Annotated in this window: 20 protein-coding genes and 1 pseudogene; 6 read left to right on the top strand and 15 right to left on the bottom strand. The window is 71.6% G+C overall.

The genetic code is table 11. The features are described 5' to 3' along the window. Positions 1-4 precede the first annotated feature (4 nt). Complete coding sequence (locus ACQPXG_RS10570) at positions 5-658, top strand: response regulator transcription factor (RefSeq protein WP_433467459.1); 654 nt, start codon at positions 5-7, stop codon at positions 656-658. Between the two features lie 5 nt (positions 659-663). Continuing rightward, positions 664-1,944, top strand: coding sequence for a sensor histidine kinase (locus ACQPXG_RS10565; protein WP_433467458.1), 1,281 nt, complete (start codon positions 664-666; stop codon positions 1,942-1,944). Here ACQPXG_RS10565 and ACQPXG_RS10560 read toward each other — a convergent pair. The 3 genes and pseudogenes from ACQPXG_RS10560 to ACQPXG_RS10550 all read right to left on the bottom strand — a co-directional run. Continuing rightward, positions 1,929-3,536, bottom strand: a pseudogene (locus ACQPXG_RS10560) (FtsX-like permease family protein); the annotation flags it as partial. The gene ACQPXG_RS10565 and the pseudogene ACQPXG_RS10560 overlap by 16 nt on opposite strands. A gap of 596 nt (positions 3,537-4,132) precedes the next feature. Further along, positions 4,133-4,891: an ABC transporter ATP-binding protein gene (locus tag ACQPXG_RS10555; protein WP_433467457.1), complete on the bottom strand. Its 759-nt coding sequence runs from the start codon at positions 4,889-4,891 to the stop codon at positions 4,133-4,135. A 165-nt stretch (positions 4,892-5,056) separates the two neighbouring features. Continuing rightward, entirely contained in the window at positions 5,057-6,064 is a 1,008-nt protein-coding gene (locus ACQPXG_RS10550) for a MarR family transcriptional regulator (protein WP_433467456.1), read from the bottom strand. Positions 6,065-6,181: 117 nt separating this feature from the next. Between ACQPXG_RS10550 and ACQPXG_RS10545 the strand changes: the two genes are divergently transcribed. Further along, positions 6,182-6,754: a TetR/AcrR family transcriptional regulator gene (locus ACQPXG_RS10545; protein WP_433467455.1), complete on the top strand. Its 573-nt coding sequence runs from the start codon at positions 6,182-6,184 to the stop codon at positions 6,752-6,754. Here ACQPXG_RS10545 and ACQPXG_RS10540 read toward each other — a convergent pair. The 8 genes from ACQPXG_RS10540 to fdxA form a co-directional block, all read right to left on the bottom strand. Next, a complete protein-coding gene (locus tag ACQPXG_RS10540) occupies positions 6,751-7,893 on the bottom strand; it encodes an acyl-CoA dehydrogenase family protein (RefSeq protein ID WP_433467454.1) in 1,143 nt (380 codons plus the stop codon). The genes ACQPXG_RS10545 and ACQPXG_RS10540 overlap by 4 nt on opposite strands. 148 nt (positions 7,894-8,041) lie before the next feature. Beyond that, complete coding sequence (locus ACQPXG_RS10535; protein ID WP_433469937.1) at positions 8,042-9,577, bottom strand: polyamine aminopropyltransferase; 1,536 nt, start codon at positions 9,575-9,577, stop codon at positions 8,042-8,044. An 86-nt stretch (positions 9,578-9,663) separates the two neighbouring features. Beyond that, complete coding sequence (locus ACQPXG_RS10530) at positions 9,664-10,101, bottom strand: DUF350 domain-containing protein (protein WP_433467453.1); 438 nt, start codon at positions 10,099-10,101, stop codon at positions 9,664-9,666. Positions 10,102-10,111: 10 nt separating this feature from the next. Beyond that, complete coding sequence (locus ACQPXG_RS10525; protein ID WP_433467452.1) at positions 10,112-10,546, bottom strand: DUF4247 domain-containing protein; 435 nt, start codon at positions 10,544-10,546, stop codon at positions 10,112-10,114. After that, a complete protein-coding gene (locus ACQPXG_RS10520) occupies positions 10,543-11,049 on the bottom strand; it encodes a DUF2617 family protein (protein ID WP_433467451.1) in 507 nt (168 codons plus the stop codon). The genes ACQPXG_RS10525 and ACQPXG_RS10520 overlap by 4 nt, the downstream gene beginning before the upstream one ends. 2 nt (positions 11,050-11,051) lie before the next feature. After that, entirely contained in the window at positions 11,052-11,672 is a 621-nt protein-coding gene (locus ACQPXG_RS10515) for a DUF4178 domain-containing protein (protein ID WP_433467450.1), read from the bottom strand. A 166-nt stretch (positions 11,673-11,838) separates the two neighbouring features. Further along, positions 11,839-12,924: a succinyldiaminopimelate transaminase gene (gene dapC / locus ACQPXG_RS10510; RefSeq protein ID WP_433467449.1), complete on the bottom strand. Its 1,086-nt coding sequence runs from the start codon at positions 12,922-12,924 to the stop codon at positions 11,839-11,841. Positions 12,925-13,119: 195 nt separating this feature from the next. Continuing rightward, positions 13,120-13,446 (bottom strand): ferredoxin, encoded by a 327-nt coding sequence (gene fdxA, locus ACQPXG_RS10505; protein WP_132203056.1) that lies wholly within the window; start codon positions 13,444-13,446, stop codon positions 13,120-13,122. A 113-nt stretch (positions 13,447-13,559) separates the two neighbouring features. Between fdxA and ACQPXG_RS10500 the strand changes: the two genes are divergently transcribed. Continuing rightward, the gene (locus ACQPXG_RS10500) at positions 13,560-13,820 is read left to right on the top strand and encodes a hypothetical protein (protein WP_433467448.1); all 261 of its coding nucleotides are present in this window, start codon (positions 13,560-13,562) and stop codon (positions 13,818-13,820) included. On the opposite strand, the gene ACQPXG_RS10495 is transcribed toward ACQPXG_RS10500, so the two are convergent. The 3 genes from ACQPXG_RS10495 to ACQPXG_RS10485 all read right to left on the bottom strand — a co-directional run bounded on the left by ACQPXG_RS10495 (position 13,817) and on the right by ACQPXG_RS10485 (position 16,086). Further along, complete coding sequence (locus ACQPXG_RS10495; RefSeq protein ID WP_433467447.1) at positions 13,817-14,707, bottom strand: polysaccharide deacetylase family protein; 891 nt, start codon at positions 14,705-14,707, stop codon at positions 13,817-13,819. The two genes, ACQPXG_RS10500 and ACQPXG_RS10495, sit on opposite strands and share 4 nt — an antisense overlap. 110 nt (positions 14,708-14,817) lie before the next feature. Continuing rightward, entirely contained in the window at positions 14,818-15,690 is an 873-nt protein-coding gene (locus ACQPXG_RS10490; protein WP_433467446.1) for an enoyl-CoA hydratase-related protein, read from the bottom strand. A 57-nt stretch (positions 15,691-15,747) separates the two neighbouring features. After that, a complete protein-coding gene (locus tag ACQPXG_RS10485) occupies positions 15,748-16,086 on the bottom strand; it encodes a hypothetical protein (RefSeq protein ID WP_433467445.1) in 339 nt (112 codons plus the stop codon). Between the two features lie 45 nt (positions 16,087-16,131). Here ACQPXG_RS10485 and ACQPXG_RS10480 point away from each other — a divergent pair, with 45 nt between their 5' ends. Together ACQPXG_RS10480 and ACQPXG_RS10475 are read left to right on the top strand one after the other, a co-directional pair. Next, entirely contained in the window at positions 16,132-16,938 is an 807-nt protein-coding gene (locus tag ACQPXG_RS10480; protein WP_433467444.1) for a class I SAM-dependent methyltransferase, read from the top strand. A 20-nt stretch (positions 16,939-16,958) separates the two neighbouring features. Continuing rightward, entirely contained in the window at positions 16,959-17,666 is a 708-nt protein-coding gene (locus ACQPXG_RS10475) for a hypothetical protein (protein ID WP_433467443.1), read from the top strand. Here the strand turns inward: ACQPXG_RS10475 and ACQPXG_RS10470 are convergent, their stop codons facing one another. Then, on the bottom strand, positions 17,667-19,574 hold the full coding sequence (locus ACQPXG_RS10470) for a glycohydrolase toxin TNT-related protein (RefSeq protein WP_433467442.1): 1,908 nt from the start codon (positions 19,572-19,574) through the stop codon (positions 17,667-17,669). Positions 19,575-19,603 lie beyond the last annotated feature (29 nt).

Here is a 19,603-nt window from a genome sequence, read left to right as displayed (position 1 = left end):
GACGATGCGGATACTCGTGGCCGAGGACGAGCGGTTTCTGGCCGATCTGGTGGCCGAAGGGCTGCGCAAGCGGGCGATGGCGGTCGACGTCGCCTACGACGGGGCCGGGGCCATGGAGCGGCTCACGGTCAATGACTACGACGTTCTCGTGCTGGACCGGGATCTGCCCAAGATGCACGGCGACGACATCTGCCGCGAGCTGGCTCGGCGCGGCGAGCCGGTGCGCATCCTGATGCTGACCGCGTCGGGGGCGGTGCACGAGCGGGTCGACGGGCTGAATCTGGGCGCGGACGACTATCTGGCCAAGCCCTTCGCTTTCGACGAGCTGGTGGCGCGGGTCAACGCGCTGGGCCGGCGAAGCGTCCCGCCGTTGCCGCCGGTGCTGGAGCACGGCGGCATCACGCTGGACACGGCGCGGCAGCAGGTGCACCGCGACGGACGCCATGTGCCCCTGTCCCGCAAGGAGTACGCGGTGCTGGAGGTGCTGATGCAGGCGCGGGGCACGGTCGTCAGCACCGAGACCCTGCTGGAGCGGGCCTGGGACGAGAACACCGACCCGTTCACCACCGTCGTGAAGGTGACCATGAGCAAGCTGCGGGCCAAGCTCGGCCGGCCGTCCGTCATCGTCACCGTGCCGGGAAGCGGGTACCGGTTGTGAGGCCGATGACCGTGCGGGCCAGGATGACGCTGCTCTACGGCGGGCTTTTCGCCGTGATCACCCTGGGGGTGCTCAGCGCCGTGCTGTGGTACCAGCGGAGGATCGTCAATGACCGGGTGCGGGACGTCCCCTTCGTGAGGCCGAGCGACGGGGTCCCGTGCGTTCGGCGCGCCCCCGGCCCCTGCACCGTCATCGTGCCGTCGCCGCCGTCCCCTCCGCAGCCGGGAGCGAAGGCGCCCGTCGGGCCGGAGGAGTTCCAGGAAAGCCTGGTGGTCTCGCAGCGGCTCGTCATCCTGGTCGCCATCGTGGTGATCGTCGTGCTGGCGTTCGCGGTGTCGTGGTGGCTCACCGGGCGGCTGCTGCGGCCGCTGCACCGCGTCACCGCCACGGCCCGCCGGCTGTCGCTGTCCACCCTGCACGAACGCATCGCGCTGGACGGACCCCAGAACGAGCTGAAGGAGCTCGCCGACACCTTCGACGCCATGCTCGACCGGCTGGAGAAGGCGATCGACAGCCAGCGCCGCTTCGTCGCCAACGCGTCGCACGAGCTGCGCACGCCCCTCTCCATCCAGCGGACCGCAATCGAGGTCGGGCTGGCCGATCCCTCGCCCGGAAGGCTCGCCACGGTCCGGGCCGAGATGCTGCGCAACACCCTGCGGTCCGAGCGGCTGATCGAGGGGCTGCTCGTCCTGGCGCAGGGCGAACGCGGGCTCGACGCGCGAAGCCCGGTGGATCTCGAAGTGGTGGCCGGGCAGGTCGTCGAGGACAACCTGACGCTCGCGGAGCAGGACGGTGTCACCGTCACCGCCGTTCTGGAACCGGTCACGATTCCCGGCGACGAAGTCCTGCTCACCCGGATGGTCGCCAACCTGGTGCAGAACGCGATCCGGTACAACCATCCCGGCGGGAGCGTCTCCGTCGAACTGTCGCAGGATGCCGGGCTGGTCGTCCGCAACACCGGTCCAGACGTTCCGCCCGGCAAGGTGGACGAGCTCTTCGAGCCGTTCCGGAGGCTGCACGCGGACCGGACGGGGCCCGCCGACGGGGCGGGGCTCGGCCTGTCGATCGTCGCCGCCATCGCCGGCGCCCACGACTGCACCGTGGAGGCCAAGGCGAACCCCGGCGGCGGGCTCTCGGTGACCGTGGCCTCCACGATGCCGCCTCATTCGCTGCGGAGCACCGAGGCGGTGCGGGTGGCGGCGGCCCAGCCGGCGGGCAGCCAGGCTCCGAGGACGGCGACGAGCAGTCCGGCGCAGGCGAGCGGCGTGAGGAGGGGCCAGGAGTAGACGTGGATCCACGACGCGGCCATCCCGCTGGCGAGCACGTCACCGGTGAGCGCCACGACACCGTGGTGGGCGAGCACCCCGAGCGGGACCCCGATCGCGCCGCCGATGATCCCCAGGGCGGCCATCGACGTCACCATCATCAGGACGACCTGCCGCGGAGACATCCCGATGGCCTTGAGCACACCGAGGTCCCGGCTGCGCTCGCGGGCGCTCAGCACGACGCTGTTCAGCACCCCGAGCCCTGCCGCCGTGCAGATGATCAGCGAGAACAGCAGGAAGAGACCGCTGAAGATCACCCTGCCGCCTAGATCGGGCGAGCTGACCTCGGCGAACAGTCCGCTGGACGGCGTCGTCGCGTTGATCCGGCCGGCGTAGCCGGTCGGATCGGTCCCCGGTTTCACGATCACCGAGACCGGCCGCGGTCCGGGCTCGTTCCCGGCGGGAACGCTCGCCGCGTCGAGCATCAGCCGGTCGGTGTCCGGGTGGGCGAACGAGCCCACGATCCGGGCCGTGACCTGCTTCTTGTTCACCTGCATGGTCAGGGTGTCGCCCACGTCCAGGTGCTGGAGCCGCAGGAACGCCTCGCTGGGCACGACCTCGCCGGGGCGGTTGAACCAGCGTCCGCGGACGAGGTTGTCGCCGAGGAACGGGCGGTAATCCCCGCTGTAGGTCTCGGCCTCCATCTTTGAAGGGAACCCCGCGATCGTCACGGCCGCGACGCCGGACGACATCACATGGGCGGTCCCCGGCTGGGAGCGCACCACGGCGAACATCTGCTGCTCGGACGGCCCCGACGCCCCATCGGCGCGAGGGATGGCCCCCACCCGGACGGACGTGTGCCCCTCGGTGTCCGCCGTCATGATGCCCGTGGCCGTCTGCTGCAGCCCCGCCCCCATGGTCACCGCGGTCACGCCCAGGCAGAGCCCCGCGAGCGTGAGCGCCGACCGGGCGGGACGCGCCACGGGCAGGCTCAGCCCCAGCCCGAGCGGAGCGGGCAGCCGGGTCCGGGCCAGCCACCGCTGCGCCCGCCGTCCGCTCCCCCGCCGCGACACGGTTCCCAAGCTGATCGCCTGGACCGCCGGAAGCCGTCCGGCCCGCAGCGCCGGAAGGAGGCAGGCCAGCACCACCACCGCGAGGACGCCTCCGCCCGCCGCCGCGTCCAGCACGGGGGCGGCGCCGCCCGTGGACGGCAGGTCGAAGCCGGCCGCCAGGTCGGCCGCCATCCGCGCGGCGAGCAGGTGGCCGGCCACCAGGCCCGTCGCGCAGCCGAGCACCGCCGGGATCATGACCATCGAGACGTAGGCGGCGGTCACCTGAGCCGGGGTGAAGCCGATCGCCTTCATGACGCCGATGCGCCGGTACCCGGAGATGACCGCGCCGCTGACCACGTTGGCGATGAGGAACACCGACACGGCCATGGCGAGGGCGCCGAAGACGGTGACGAACGGGATCAGCTGGTCGAACCTCGTCTCGAACGCCCGCTTGACGATCACGTAGGACTCGTAGCCCCGCGTCGGCAGCCCGGCGGTCGCCGTGGCCAGGCTCTGCCGGACCTGGGCCGCGTCGGCGGCGCGGGCGAACCGGTACTCCATCAGCAGCCCGTCCGGCCGGAGCGCGCCGATCTGGCTCGGCGTCACCCAGCCGCCCGGCCCGGAGTCGCCGGGCCGGGCGTTCGTCACCGACGTGGCGAAACCGACGACGGTGAGCTCCGGCAGCCCCGGGGACGCCACCTTGCTTCCCAGCCGCAGCGGACCGATGGGCTTGCCCCGGAGCACGATCTCGCCGGGCGCCCGGGCCCACCGTCCGGACGTGACCGTCAGCCTGTCCACCGGCCCGCCGGGGTCGGCCCGCCCGGCGACGAGGAGACCGCCGCCTCCGTCCTCCACCGGGCCACCGCCTCGCGTCCGCTGCAGAGTGGCCGTCCGGAAGGGGCCCGCGGCGGCGGTGACGCCGGACGCGTCCGCGGTCGCTGCGGCCCGCTCGGACGTCACCTTGGCGGCGTCGAAGGTGACGGTCGCGTGCGCTCCGCGGGCCTTGCCGAAGGCGTCGTCGAACAGCGAGTTCGAGGCGGCCAGCAGGCCGAGCCCGAACACGAGGGTCGCGCTGGACAGTGCCACGACGACGCCGATGCTGACCGTCTGCAGGCGCCGGCGCCGCACCCCGGCCCGCGAGGCCGCCCAGACCGCGCTCATCGGACGGGCCGCCGAGCGGAGCTCGTCGATTGATTGGTGGTGGGTGGGGGCTGGAGGACGGTCCCGCGCTCGGGCACGGTCTCCCGGACGATCCGGCCGTCCATGAAGTCGACCAGCCGGGTCGCGCACCGCATGGCGAGGGCCTGGTCATGGGTGACCAGCAGCACCGTCTGCCCCTTCTGGTTGAGGTCGAGCAGCAGGTCGACGACCTGCTCGCCGGTGGCGCTGTCGAGCGCCCCGGTCGGCTCGTCCGCCAGCAGCAGCGCCGGCCGGTTCACCAGCGCCCGCGCCACCCCGACGCGCTGCCGCTCGCCGCCGCTCAGCACCGCCGGGTAGGCGTCGCGCCGGTCGGCGATGCCGAGCTCGTCCAGCAGGTCCAGCGCCCGGGCCCGCGCCTTGCGCGCCGGGACGCCGACCAGCCGCGCGACCAGCGCGACGTTCTCCAGCGCCGGCAGATCGTCGATCAGGTTGAAGAACTGGAAGACCATGCCGACCCGGCGGCGCCGGAAGCGGGCCAGCGCCGCCTCGCCCATCCGGGTGACGTCCTCGCCGTCCACCGTCACCGTGCCGGACGTGGGCCTGTCCAGTCCCGCGACCATATTGAGCAGCGTCGACTTGCCGCTGCCGGACGGCCCCATCACCGCGACGGCGTCACCGCGCCGGATCTCCAGGTTCACCCCGTCCAGCGCGGCGACGTCGCCGTATGCCTTGAGTACGGAACCGAGCCGCACGACCACATCCTCATGTGTGTTCACGCGCCCCAACCTGACACCCGAGCGGTTTCACCGCGGTGAGCACCGTGCCCGAAGCGCGACTTCACCGTGTGCGACAAGCGCAAGGACGGTGGGACACCTGCGTCGAGCACGGCATCACCTGGGAGTGAGAAACAGCACCGGGCCGCACGGGGGCGGCCCGGTGCTTCAGGCCGGCAGGTCCCGCTTCGCGGGGGCGTCGATCAGCGACGCGCCGGCCGGTTGCAGGGAGTGGACGACGTGGCCTCCCCGGCGGACGGTGGTGATGAGGCCGGCGTCGCGGAGCACGCCGGTGTGCTGGCTCGCCGAGGCCAGGGAGATCCCGGTGCGGCGGGCCAGTTCGGTGGTGGTGCAGCCGCCGTGGGCGGCCAGCGCGGTCAGCACCCTGGTGCGGGTGCGGCCCAGCAGCGCGGCCAGGGGGCGTCTGGGGTCCCGCCGCGGGTGCGGGGCCAGCCAGTCCAGGTCGTGCTCGACGGGGAAGGCGATGACCGGGGGCAGCCCGGCGTCGTGGAAGGTGAAGGGCCGTCCCCAGCAGAAGAAGGACGGAAGCAGGCGCACCCCGCGGCCGTCCAGGTGGATGTCGTGGTCCCTGCTGTAGGGCAGCTTCAGCACCGGCGGATCCCACCGCGCCTGGGGATGCAGATCGGTGAGGACCGCCTCGATCCCCGAGTGCACGAAGGTCTTGCCTCGGACGGTGAGGTCGGCCTGCACGCAGGTGCGGATGCGGCTCCAGAACGGGGCCAGGGCGTGCGCGTGATAGTCGCGCAGCGCTTGCCCGAGCCGGTGCAGCGCCCTGCGGGATCCGTCGGCCAGTTCGGCGACGGGACCGCGCAGCGGTTGCTGGGCCGCCAGCGTGGTCAGATCGTGGCGGATGCGCCGCCGCGGCGTCGCCAGCACCAGGTCCAGGCCCGTGCCCAGGTCGCCCGCCTGCCGCGCGGGAGTCAGGAAGTCTGGAGAGTAGCCGACCGGTGGCGCGAGGTGCGGAAGCCATCGCGCCGACGCGGGCAGCCCCGCCCCGGTCCCGGACCGGACGCGCCCTCGCCAGCAGTCGAAGACCATCCGCCCCTCGGCGTCGGTCAGTTTGTGCAGGCTGAGCAGGAGCTCCCACATCGGTTCCGGGCCCGTGGCCAGCCGCGTCCGGCCCAGATCCTCACTTGTGAAGTGGATACGCAGCATGGAGCAGACCCTTCCCCCGTCGGGTGCACTGCCGCCAAAGGCGAGAACGAGCGTTCTTCCTGAGAAAGGTATGATCGAGAACGATCGTTTTCAAGAAGATGTGGAAGATGGCCGGATATGGACACCAGCTCCGTTGAAAAGGACCGTGTCCGGGTGCTAGACGCCGCTGACGCCCTGTTTTATGCCCACGGCGTCCAGGCGGTGGGAATGGACCGCATTCGCGACGCCGCCCAGGTTCCCCTCAAGCGCCTGTACCGGGCCTTTCCTTCGAAGGCCGCCCTGGTGGAGGCGTACCTGCGAAGGCGTGACGAGCGGGCGCGCGCCGCGCTGCGCGCCTACACCGCCGACCGCCCCACCCCGGAGGCACGCGTCCTCGCGGTCTTCGACTGGCTGTACGAGTGGTACCAGCAGCCCGAATTCCGTGGATGCGCGTTCAACAACGCCTTCGGCGAACTGGGCGAGGACTCCGAATCGGTCGCCCAGGCGGTCGCCGACCACATGACCGCCATCCACGACTATCTGCGCGTCCTGACCGCCGAGATCACCGCCTCCGAGACCCTGGCCGGCCAGCTCCACATCCTGATCAGCGGCGCGACCGTCCTGGCCGCCGTCCACCACACCCCCGAACCGGCCCGCCAGGCCCGCACCGCCGCCCAAGCCCTCCTGACCGCCACTTCGGTGGGGGGTTAGACGCCGAGACCGCGGCCGATGATCTCTTTCATGATCTCGGTGGTGCCGCCGAAGATGGTCTGGATGCGGACGTCCTGGTAGGCCTTGGCGATCGGGTACTCGGTCATGTAGCCGTAGCCGCCGTGCAGCTGGACGCAACGGTCCACGACACGCTTGAGCAGCTCGGTGTTCCACCACTTGAGCATCGCGGCCTCGTCGGCGGTCAGCTCGCCCTCGCTCTCCTTGACGATGCACTCGTCGGTGAAGGCGCGGGAGACCGTCAGCTCGGTCTTCATCTCCGCGAGCGTGAAGCGGGGGTGCTGGAACTTGCCGATGGGACGTCCGAACGCCTCGCGGGTCTTGCAGTATTCGAGGGTCTGCTCGAACGCGGTCTCGGCGGCGGCCTGCGCGGTGGCGCCGATGGACAGGCGCTCGCGGGCGAGGTTCCGCATCAGGTAGACGAACCCCATGCCCTCCTCGCCGAGGAGGTTCGACGCGGGGACGCGGACGTTGTCGAAGAACAGCTCCGCGGTGTCCTGGGCGTGCATGCCGACCTTGTCGAGGTTGCGGCCGCGCTCGAAGCCGTCCATGCCGCGCTCGACGGCGAGGAGGCTGACGCCCTTCGCGCCGACGGACGGGTCCGTCTTCGCGACGACGATGACCAGGTCGGCGAGGATGCCGTTGGAGATGAACGTCTTCGAGCCGTTCACCACGTAGTGGTCGCCGTCCCGGACCGCGGTGGTCTTGATGCCCTGCAGGTCGGAACCGGCGGCGGGCTCGGTCATCGCGATCGCGGTGATGATCTCGCCGGTGCAGTAGCCCGGGAACCAGCGCTTCTTCTGCTCGGGAGTGCAGAGCTGGCGCAGGTAGCCGCCGTTGATGTCGTTGTGGACGGCGAAGCCGGGGCCGTGGACGCCGGCCTTCGCCAGCTCCTCGTTCATGATCACGTAGTAGCGGTAGTCGGGGTTGCCGCCGCCCCCGAACTCCTCCGGCATGTCGATGCCGAGCAGGCCCGCGCGTCCCGCCGCCAGCCACACCTCGCGCGAGACGATCCCGTCCTTCTCCCACTGCTCGTGGTGGGGCGCGGCCTCCTTGGCGATGAAGGAGCGCACCATGTCGCGGAAGGCCTCGTGCTCCTCGGTGTAGATGTCCCGTCCCATCCGCCGGTCTCCCTCGGTAAGTGATTACTGATACAGGAGCAATGTAACCACGCGGTTCTACGCCGGCCGCGGCCTGCTCCCCTCCGAGGCTGCGCGGCCGGACGGGCCTCTACGGCTGGTCGCGTCCCACGAGACCGTCGGTTCCCGACTAGGAGTTCTTCCACTCCTGGCCCTCGTACTCCACCAGGCGAGGGTGGACGAGAGTGTTGACCTCGACATCCCGGCTGCGGCGGTCCTTGGGGAAGACCGTCGACGCCTGGAGGACCGACGCGTCGAGGAAGCGGAGCGAAGGGGCGTCCGGCGAGAGGCTGAGCGCGGGCGCCTTCTTCGTGGGGGACGCCAGGACGTATCCCCAGTCGCCGAAGCTCGGCACGTCCACGTGGTACGGAGTGGTCGCGAGACCGGCCGCCGCTATCGACTTCTGGATGCTCCAGAAGGACTTGGGCGCGAAGTACGGCGAACCCGACTGGACGACCATCCGCCCGCCCGGCGCCAGCGCCCGCTTCACCATGCCGTAGAACTCGACCGAGTACAGCTTGGCCGTGGACACGTCGTCGGGGTCGGGCATGTCCACGATGACCGCGTCGTACTGCTCTTTCAGGCCGCGCAGCCAGGAGAACGCGTCGGCGTTGACGACCTTGGCCCGCGGGTCCTCGAACGAGTGCCGGTTGAGGGACACCAGGGGCTTGTACGTCCGGGCCAGATGGATCATCTCCGGATCCAGCTCGACCAGCGTCGCGCTCCGGACGTCCTTGTACCGCAGCACCTCGCGCAGCGCCAGACCGTCCCCGCCGCCGAGGATCAGCACCCGCCCGTGCGGCCCCGACATCAGCGGGTGGACGAGCGACTCGTGGTACCGGTACTCGTCCACCGACGAGAACTGCAGGTCGCCGTTCAGGAACAGGCGCAGATCCGAAGCCCCCCCGAGCCCGGCCTGCCGGGTGATCACGATCTCCTGGTACTTCGTGCGCTTCGACACCGCGATGGGGTCGGCGTACAGCGCCTGCCGCGCCGTGACCTCGAACCGGTCCGCGAGCGCGTACGTCCCGCCGAGGACGGTGAGGACCGCGACCATGCCCAGGGCGAGCCCGATCCGGGCGACGCGCCCGACCTGGCGGCGGAACAGCCACAGCACGACCGCCATCCCGGCGACCGCGTTCACGACGCCGACGAGCAGCGCCCCCTTGATGTGCCCGAACGTGGGCAGCAGCAGGAACGGGAAAGCCAGCCCGCCGATCAGCGCGCCGACGTAGTCGGCCGCGAACAGGTCGGCGACCGCGGACCCCGCGTCCTGCTTGCGGATCCGCTGCAGCAGCGTCATCAGCAGCGGGATCTCGGCGCCGATCAGCGCGCCGACCGCGAACGACACCACCACCAGCGCCGGAACGTACAGGTCGAGCCACGCGAACGCCGCGTACAGCGCCAGGACGGACACGCCGCCGACCAGCGCCAGCGCGCCCTCGACGACCGCGAACGCCACCACCGCCCGGCCCTGCAGCGGCTTGGCCAGCAGTGACCCGACGCCCATGGCGAAGACCATGACCGACAGCACGATCGACGCCTGGGTGACGGAGTTGCCGACCAGATAGCTGCCCAGCGCGACCAGGGCCAGCTCGTACACCAGCCCGCACGCCGCACAGGTGAACACGGCGGCGAGGACCAGCGCCCGCGCCGCCCGCGGCAGGACGCGCGGACGCCCCGGACCGCCGGTCTCGGGCGCGGACGTGTCCGGGGCGACCGGCTGGACGGCCTGGTCCAGGTCGCGGGGCGTCAGGAGACCGCCCCGGCCACGATCGCGGCGACGCCGAGGTCGGCGGCGGCGACCACCCAGCCGGCCGGGTGGATCGCGGTGCCCGCGCCGCCCGTCCCGACGAGCGTCGCGCCGAGCTTGCCCGGCGTCAGCACGTCCAGCAGCAGGAACGCGACGACCATCAGCACGATGCCGATGCCGCCGAACACCGCGGTGTCGACCAGGCCGTCGCTCAGGTCGTTGTCGCTGGTGACGATCGCGGTGGTGACGATGATGCCGACGCTGAACAGCTTGACCGCCAGCAGGAGTGCGGCGCCGCGGTTGGCCTCGGTCCAGATCTGCTTGCCGAGCCTGCCGGGCGTCGTCACCTCCACCACCAGGTAGCCGAGCGCCATCAGCGCGATGCCGACCGCGCCGTAGGCGAAGGTGGCGCCGATCTCGTGCAGGATGTCGTTCATCTGTCGCTCCTCATTTACCCGACCCTGGCCCGCCGCCGCGGAAGGATGCGGCGCCGCTGCTCGTCCATCCGTTGCTGCCGGGGCTGGCCCAGCGACCGCTCACGTGGTTGTAGTGGCGGTTGTAGCCGCTGCGGGCGTTGTCGACAGTGATCCGGCTGCCCGTCCCGTTCGGCAGTACGCCGACGACCAGCTTCGGGTAGCGCATGAAGATGCCGCCGTTCGCGCCCATGGTGGTCATGTCGTCCACCCGGTCGATCGGCTTGAACTTGCGGCCGATCTCCGAGGCGACCGTCTGCGGGGGTTTCCCGGACCGGTACGTGCCCGACCCGGTCTTGGTGTACTTGTCGGCGATCCACGACGACTGCGAGGTTCCGCAGCCCCCGAGCGCCGCGACGGTCACGGTGGCGGCGGCAACGGCCCCGGCCACCCGGTATCTGCTGTTCACGATGGTCTCACCAGCCGGCTCCGCGTCATGACGATCTCCCGGGTCTGCGGGTAGGCGTGCCAGGTCCGCCATCCGAGCCCGGCTTCTTCCTGCGCTGTGTCTTCCAAGGCCAGTGCGGTGACGGCGTGCGGCGATCCGGGGAAGGCCCCGGTCAGCGCGTCACCGCGGTCCGCGAGCCGCGCGCACACGGCCTCGACGGCGCGGGCGAACGCGGTCGCGTCGCTGTGCGCGGCGGTCGTCGCGGCGAAGTCGTACGTCCAGCCGGGTACGGAGGTCGTCGCACGCCCGGGCAGCGGCTCGGTGACGTCCGGCAGGCACGCCACCGTCTCGCTCAGCGGCCCGGCGATGACCTGGTGGGACGCGCCGAGCAGGCGCAGCTCCACGGTCAGGCCGGCGCGCTCCACCGGCAGGACGGCGAGGGCGTCCAGCGGCGGCAGTCCGAGCGCGAACGACAGCCCGTCGGCGCGCGCGTCCGCGTAGGGGGTTTCGAGAGTGGCGCGCAAGGTCAGCTACCGCCACCGGGGTAGATCGTCATCGAGCCGGTCGGGACGCGTTCGCCGAGGCCCGCCTCCCACTGCCCGCCGCCGTACTGCTCGAACGACAGGTACTTCCCGCGCGGGCCCTCGTAGTCGACGTACTCGACCCGGCCCTGGACGCCGACGCCGGTCGTGCCCTCGCTGGTGTAGTCGGCGGTGCCGTGCTCGTCGCGGCGGTACTCGACGCCGTCCACGACGACGGTCTTCTCGCCGGGCCTGAGGTCGCCCGCGTCGTGCTCGGTCCACCAGACGACCTCGAGATCGGGGTCCTCCTCGACGGAGATCCACACCTTGGTGCCCTCGATGGTGTCGGCGTCGAGGAGGTGCTCGCTCCAGGTGAAGCCGCCCTCCTTCAGCCGCAGCGAACCGCGGACGAAGTAGCGGGTGCCGAGGTACTCGACCATGTCGCCGGCCTTGAGGGTCCGCGGGTCGCCGGCCACCTGGTCCTCGGGGGCGAACGGGTCGTGCGGGACGGCCCGCGCGGGGGCGGGGGCCGTCGTGCCCGAACGGCGCCGCAGCAGGACGACGATCAGCACGACCAAGGCGACCAGGATCAGCGCCAGCAGGATCACTATCGCCGCTTTGTCCACGGACACCTCCATCGTTTCGTCCGCATCTGACGTCACAGACCAGCGGATCCTACCGACTGTGGCGTCTCATGCCCATATCGCGATCAGACGTATCAAATGAACAGCCGGTTTCATGCGGAAACCACGGAATCCGTAGACAACGGTCAGGTTCCGCGAAGGACGGGTGTCAGAGGCGGGCGGCGGCGGCACCGACACGGTCGTCGGTCGCGGTGAAGGCGATCCGGACGTGCCGGGCGCCGGCCGGGCCGTAGAACTCGCCGGGTCCGACGAGGATGCCGAGGGACGCCAGGTGGGCGACGGTCTCCCAGCACGGCTCGTCCCGCGTGGCCCACAGGTAGAGGGACGCCTCGGAGTGGTCGATGCGGAACCCGTGCCGCTCGAACGCGGCGCGCAGCGTGGCGCGGCGCCGCGCGTACCGTGCGCGCTGCTCGTCCACGTGCGCGTCGTCGCCGAACGCGACGGTCATCGCGGCCTGCACCGGTGCTGGGACGATCATGCCCGCGTGCTTGCGGACCTCCAGCAGCCGCTTGACGAGCGCGAGGTCGCCGGTGACGATCCCGGCGCGGTAGCCCGCCATGTTGGAGCGCTTGGACAGGGAGTTGACCGCGAGCAGCCCCTCGTGGGAGCCCTCGCACACGTCCGGGTGCAGGATCGAGATCGGCGGCCTGCCCTCGTCCCAGCCGAACTCCAGGTAGCACTCGTCGCTCACGACGATCGCGCCCCGGCCGCGCGCCCAGGCGACGACCTTGCGCAGGTGCTCGGCGGGCAGCACCTTGCCGGTCGGGTTGGACGGCGAGTTCACCCACACGATCTTCGGGTTGACCGGGCCGAGGGACAGCAGCCCGTCCGTCGCGACGGGCGCCGCACCGGCCAGCCGGGCACCCACGTCGTAGGTCGGGTAGGCCAGCTCGGGGAAGACGACCTTGTCGCCGGGACCGGCGCCGAGCAAGGTCGGCAGCCAGGCGACCAGCTCCTTGGTGCCGATGACGGGGAGCACCGCGTCGGGGTCGGCGCCGGCCACGCCCACGCGGCGGCGCAGCCATCCCGCGACCGACTCGCGGAGCCGCGGCGTCCCGTAGGTCTGCGGGTAGCCGGGCGCGTCGGCGGCGCCTGCCAGGGCTTCCCGGATGGGGTCGGGCGTGGGGTCCACGGGCGTGCCGACGGACAGGTCGACGATGCCGTCCGCGTGCGCCAAGGCCCGCTCCTTGTAGGGCGCGAGCCGATCCCACGGAAAGTCCGGCAACGTGAACAAGACCCCATCCCTCCTCAGAAATCAGCCGGGCCGTGGTCGTTCGCCCGACCACGGCCCGTTTCGACACAAGCGGCCCTACGAGACGCGCCCTCGCGGGCGCCCCCGCCGACCGACCCGGCCGTTTCGCCCTGGGGGCGACCCCCAGACCCCCGAGAGGGGACTGACAGGCAATCCTCGCTCCGCTGCGGTTGCCTGTCAGTCCTCCTGGCTCTGCGGAGGCAGCGCGGCGACGAGCGGGTGGTCCTTGTCGATCTTCCCGACCTTGGACGCGCCGCCGGGCGAGCCCAGGTCGTCGAAGAACTCCACGTTCGCCTTGTAGAAGTCCTTCCACTGGTCGGGCGTGTCGTCCTCGTAGTAGATCGCCTCAACCGGGCAGACCGGCTCGCACGCACCGCAGTCGACGCACTCGTCCGGGTGGATGTACAGCATGCGCTTGCCCTCGTAGATGCAGTCGACCGGGCACTCCTCGATGCATGCCTTGTCGAGCAGGTCCACGCAGGGCTGCGCAATGACGTAGGTCACGTCAGTGACTCCTCTCGGATATCCGGCCCCGCCGCACGTCACGGGTCACCGCAAGCTCGCTGTGAATAGTATGGCCACCCCGGCACCGTCGATTCGACATGGGGGGTCCTCACATGTCAGGCCGCTTCGCCGCACGCCTGGTGGTGGCCATCAGTAGCGCGGACGTGGGTCAGCGGATCTCGCTGCGCCGTCGTCTGCCAACGGGAGAGTACAGCGACGTCGTGGGCATGCTCGAATCGTGGTCCGGCGGGACGCTGGCGGTGCGCCGTCGCACCGGCGAACTGGTCGAGGTGCCCGAGGACGCCATGGTCGCGGCGAAGGTCGTCCCGCCGCAGCCGCCGCCCCGGCGCCGCCCCCGCCGGGAGGACGACTAGCGGGGACTCCCCGGGGCCGGGCTCGCGGGCGCAGGGCTCGGCGGCACCGGGCTCGCGGGCGGCGGGCCGGTGGATGAGCCGGACGGCGTCGGGCCGGCCGTGACCTGCTTGGGCTTCGGGACGCGCTCAAGGTAGGACCCACCCGGCTTGAGCCGCACCCCCTCGAACAGCTCCGACACGGTGACGAACGTGAAGCCGCGCTTCTTCAACCCGTCCACCACCTTCGGGATGGACTCGACGCTCGGCTTGTGGATGTCGTGGAAGAGGACGATCCCGCCGCTCTTCGGCTCCTTGATCCCGACCCGCGTGTCGCGGGCCACGTCGCGGTAGCGCCAGTCGAGCGTGTCCACGCTCCACATGATCAGCGGCATGCCGACGGCCTGGCCGACGTGCTTGTTCGTCGCCCCGTACGGCGGCCGCACCAGCGTCGGACGGATCCCGCCGGACGCCTCCCCGATGACCTTCTGCGTCCGCTGGATCTGCGAGCGCACCTCGGCGGACGACAGCCCGGTCAGCTGCGGGTGGGACCAGGTGTGGTTGCCGAGTTCGTGGCCCTCCAGCGCCATCCTGCGGACGAGATCACGATGGGCTCCGACGTTCTCCCCGAGCATGAAGAACGTGGCCCGGACGCCGTCCTTCTTGAGCGTGTCGAGAAGCCGCGCCGTGTACGGGCCGGGTCCGTCGTCGAACGTCAGCGCGACGCATTTCACCTGGTCGCAGTTGATGTTCCTGGGCGGGGGCGGTGTCGGGCTCGGTGCCCGGGTGGCGGGCGCCTTGCGTCCCAGCGTGGCGTGCTCGCCGGCGGTCCGCGCCTGGCGTTCCGCGTGGCTGCATCCCCCCGCGAGCAGCAGTCCGGCACCGACGATGGCGATATTCCTGATCCGCACCACGCACCCCCGAACGTGTTGCCTAGGGGCGCTTGATACCCTCCGTCACACTGGCAACACATATCCCCATGGTCCGGAAAATCAAGATCGTCCTTTGACCTCGCCCGGGCCTACCGGACGGGCCAGTCGGGCACTTCGGGCGGAAGATCCTTGCCGACGCGCAGGGGGAAGTCGGCGTCGCGCTTCTCCAGGAAGGACGAGACGCCCTCGATCGCGTCGGCGCCGCCGCCAAGGGTGGCCATCAGGCGGGAGTCGGCGATGTGCGCGTCCCACGGGGACGGCGCGGACAGGCCCGACCACATGAGGCGGCGGATCGCGGCGACGGAGATCGCGGAGGTGTTGCCCGCGATCTCGCGGGCGAGCGCGTAGGCGGCGGGCAGGAGCTCGTCCGGAGCGTAGAGGCGGGAGACGAGACGTCCGGCGAGGGCCTCCTGGGCGTCGAAGACGCGGCCTGTCGCGGCCCATTCCATGGCCTGCGAGATGCCGACGATGCGCGGCAGGAACCAGCTGGACGCGGCCTCGGTGACGATGCCGCGGCGCGCGAAGACGAAGCCGAACCTGGCCTTCTCGCTGGCGAGCCGGACGTCCATCGGGAGGGTCATGGTCACGCCGACGCCGACCGCGGCGCCGTTGAACGCGCCGATGACGGGCTTGAGGCAGCGCGCGATCCGGAGCGCGACCGTGCCGCCGCCGTCGCGCAGGGTGCCGTCCTCCAGGACGTCGTCCTCGCCGGCGAACATGTCCTTCGACTTCTCCTTGTCGAAGGTGCCGCCGCCACCGCTCAGGTCGGCGCCCGCGCAGAAGGCGCGCCCGGCGCCGGTCACCACGACCACCCGCACGTCGTCGTCGGCGTCGATACTGTCGAAGACGTCGAGCAGCTCCTTGCGCATGACGAACGTGAAGGCGTTCAGCTTCTCCGGCCGGTTCAGCGTGACCGTGGCGATCCCGTCCCGAACCTCGTACTCGATCTCTGCGTACGGCACCCTGTGCACCCTTCTCCCGGCCCGGCAGCTGGTCAGAATCCGATTCTAGAACGACTTTCAGATCCTGGCCTCGGGAAACAGCCGGAGCAGAACGTCCCGGCGCCACTCGGCGAGGTCGCGGCCCGGCGGCGGTACGGGCGCCAGCGTGCCGTCGTCCGCGGGTGTGAGACGGATCTCAACACCGGGCGCGATCTCTCCGCCGGGGATCTCGCCGGTGGCCGCGAGGCGCCGTGCGAGTTCGGCGAGGACGCGCGCCCACCCCTGCCCCAGATAGGGCGGCAGCCCCGAAGCGCGCAGTTCCGGCAGACCCCGCGCGGACAGGCCGGAGGTGCGGAGGGTCAGGCCGTCCGGCCCCTCGGCCCCCACGATGCGGACCTCCGACGTGACGTCCGCCACTGCAACGCCACCTCCCGAGCAGGCATTGTCCGATAAATTATGACAGTGAATTGGGCCGTGACGACGTACGACTCCGCCTTCGGGTATGTGTCCGCGCACGGTGCCCCCCTGGTCGATCTGCTCGATCCGCAGCCCGGCGAACGAGTCATCGACCTCGGCTGCGGCACCGGCTCGTTCAGCGCCGAGATCGCGGAGCGGGGCGCCGAGGTGATGGGCATCGACGGCAGCCCGGAGATGGTCGCGCAGGCGACCTCGACGCACCCCGGGCTGTCGTTCATCGTCGGCGACGCCCACGACTTCGCCGTCGGCGAGTCGTTCGACGCGGTCGCCTCGAACGCGGCCCTGCACTGGATGACCCGCGACCCCGACGCCGTGATCGGCCGCGTGCACGCGGCGCTGCGTCCCGGCGGCCGGTTCGTCGGCGAGCTGGGCGGGGCCGGGAACTGCGCCGAGCTGATCGTCGCGATGCAGACGGCCTGGCGGGTGTTCGGCCTCGGCGAGCCCGAGCTGCCCTGGTACTTCCCGTCGCCGGCCGAGTACGCGACCAAGCTGGAGGAGGCCGGGTTCACGCTGCGGCTGCTGGAGCACGCCGAACGTCCGACCCGGATGACCGAGGGGCCGAACGGCGCCGCCGACTGGGTCCGCGCCTATGCCGCGCGCGCTCTGGCCGAAGTCCCGGCGGAGATGGTCGACCCGCTGCTCGACCGGGTGAACGACCTGGCCGCGCCCGCGCTGCGCCGGGAGTCCGGCTGGGTGGCCGACTACGTGCGGCTCCGGTTCGCGGCCGTCCGCCGGTCCGACGGCGCCGCGCCCGCGACCTTCGGCCCCCTGGCCTCCGACCGCCCGCTGTAGCCCCGCCCTAGGGTGGAGGCATGCTGCGGCTTCACGACCATCGGACGGGACGTGCGGAGGCGCTGCCGGCCGGGCGCGGGCTGCGCATCCAGGTCACAGGCGGCGCCGCAGGCGCGTCGGGGGGCGTGGGGGGGCGTCCCCCCTCGAACGGCACAGGCGGCGGATATCGCCGGGCGGTCGTCGCCGACCTGCTGCGGCGGGTCGCGGAACGGGCCGGGCGCCACGTCCAGGTGATGAGCACGGGCGTCTCCGCGAAGGGTCTGGACGACTACAACATCCAGCCGTTCCAGGACGCTTCGACCCCGGACGCCGACGTCTACGTGTCCGGTGCGGCCGATATGGACGCGCTGTGCCTGGTCGTGCCTCAGGAGACCGGGGGGTGGGCGTCGTCGGACGCGCTCGCCGCGCGTCTGGCGATGCTGGAGGTCCCCTACCGGGAGCCGCTGGAGCTGTCGCCCGTCCGGTTGTCGTCCGCCAAGGAGCGGCTGGACGTGTGGCGCGGCAAGGTCGCCGAATGGGCGACGTCGCCGGGGCGTCCCATGAACCGCGCGTACGCGGCCGAGGCCGAGGCCGCGCTGGCGGACGACCTGGACTCCCCCGCCGCGCTCGCCGTCCTCGACCGGCTCGCCGCCGACCCGGACGTCCCGCCCGGCGCGAAGCTGGAGACGTTCATCCACCTCGACCTGGTGCTGGCGCTGGGGCTGGTCTCGGCGATCGGCGGCGTGTGATCAGCCGTCAGGCACCTCGATGAGGCTGCCGTCGGCGAGCAGGTTGGCGAGGGACCGGCGGAACACGTGCGCCGTCCCGCCGCCCGGCTGCCCGAACCACGGGACGGCCGTGCCGGTCAGCGTCTCCGTCGCCCGCTGCAACCGGTAGACGTGGTACGGGCGGTCCTGCCATTCGGGTGGAAGCGACCTCTGCGGATACGGCGTGCGGGCCGTGTAGGTCACATTGCCGCTTGGGCCGCCGTAGCGGTCCACTTCCGTGCCTGCGGTCAGCTCCATCACGTGGCGGTCGCGCAGAAGGGAGAGCGGAGGCTCGCCCGGGAGCGGTTCGAAGGGCCCGTCCTGGACGGTGTGGCGCGGGTCTATGAGAAGCCGTCCGAGCAGATGCGCGGACGCCTGCTCGGTGTCGTCGAAGACGACCTCCTTGCGACGCTCACCGTCCCGCACCTGGAAGACCGACCAGCGGTCTGCCTGAGCCAGAAGGCACCAGACCCCTTCGGCCGTGTCGTTGACGCGGTATGCGGCGCGGTCCACACGGAGCTGGTCCAGGCGGTGCTGGAGCCTGCTCACCCAATCGGGCTCTGCCTCCGTACGGACGCGTTCGGGGGCGGGCCGGCCCGTCACGTCGGCGTTCGCTGCGTCCAGGGTGTCGTCGTCCACCGCCGGTACACGGAACTCGTTGGCCCTTATGTGCGCGACCAGGTCGGGCTCTGGCGGGATGCCGTGCTCGCTCAGGTAATAGGCCACCGCGCCCGACCACACCCACGTCCCGTCGGTGTGGAACGTCAGCGGGACCGACGCGCCGCGCGAGGGGTCGAGCCTGTCGGGGGCGTTCGAGCGGGCGGCCATGACGGTCGGGGCCTCCCGCAGGTACTCGGCGACGCGGTCGGTCTCGTCCGGCGGGATGGGCGGGCGCGACACGGCCGGACGTCCCCCCTCTGGGGCGGCATGGTCGAAGATCCGGGCCCGCCGGAGGCCGGTCCGCGGCATGGGAGGCGGTGTGTCGGCCACCGTGACCGGGTGCGGACGCGTGCGGAGCCGCCGCGTCATCCACTCGGGAACGTCGTCGCGCGGGAAGCGTTCAAGCTCGCGCCGGACGTCGTCGGCGGACGGCTCCCGGTCCCAGCGCGGCTCGTCGTCGTTGTTGAATCTCGCCCGGCAGCGGACGGCGCCGTCCTCGTACACGACCTCGAAGTCGATCCGGAACCAGGTGGAGCCCTGGAACGCGTGCGTCCCTGCGCGGAGCCGGTCGAGGAGCCCGGTGATCGCCGCGGGGGCCGTCCAGGACGCCTGGGAGCCGTCGGCGCGCCGGCACGTCGTCGCGGGCAGTTCCACGTGCCCGCCGACCGCCTGGTAGTGCCCGGAGATCTTCTCCCACAGCGGCGGCGCGTGATCGGCGACCAGGACGGCGACCTGGTCGGACAGCAACTCCATCTGCTCGACCGGGTCCATCGGCCCGGGGTCGTGGGCGGGTCTACCGACGGGCTCGCGGCCGTCCAGGCGGTCGCTCAGCCAGCCGGGCACGTTGGCGCCCTCCCGAGGCATGACGATCTGGTCGCGCCGCCAGGCGTCCCCCGGTATCGGCGGGTTCCACAGCGGATCGAAGTCGAGGTTGTAGAGCGGGCGCGCGGAATCGGGCTCGATGATCGCGATCATCGAGAACCAGGTGCCCCGCTCGGGCACGTAGTGGGCGCGGCGCAGCTCCATCAGCATGCCGGTCAGCTCCGGCGGGACGGTCTCGGCCGTCACGGTCTTGCCGTCCCCGGTCAGCACGGTCAGCGCGACGTCGTTCACGGCGACGGTCGCGACGCAGTGCAGATCGATCCGCCGCCAGCCCGGCGGGGCCATCTGCCGGGCGAACCCGACGATCCGGCTCTCGAGTTCCGCGATGCGGTCGTGCTGCCCCGTCACCGGCTCCGTCCCTCCGTCCCGATGGCTTC

The sequence above is a fragment of the Spirillospora sp. CA-128828 genome, assembly GCF_050945415.1.
Lineage (GTDB): Bacteria > Actinomycetota > Actinomycetes > Streptosporangiales > Streptosporangiaceae > Spirillospora.
The sequence above is the reverse complement of the archived record's forward strand: the minus strand, read 5'-3'. Positions and strand labels throughout refer to the sequence as shown.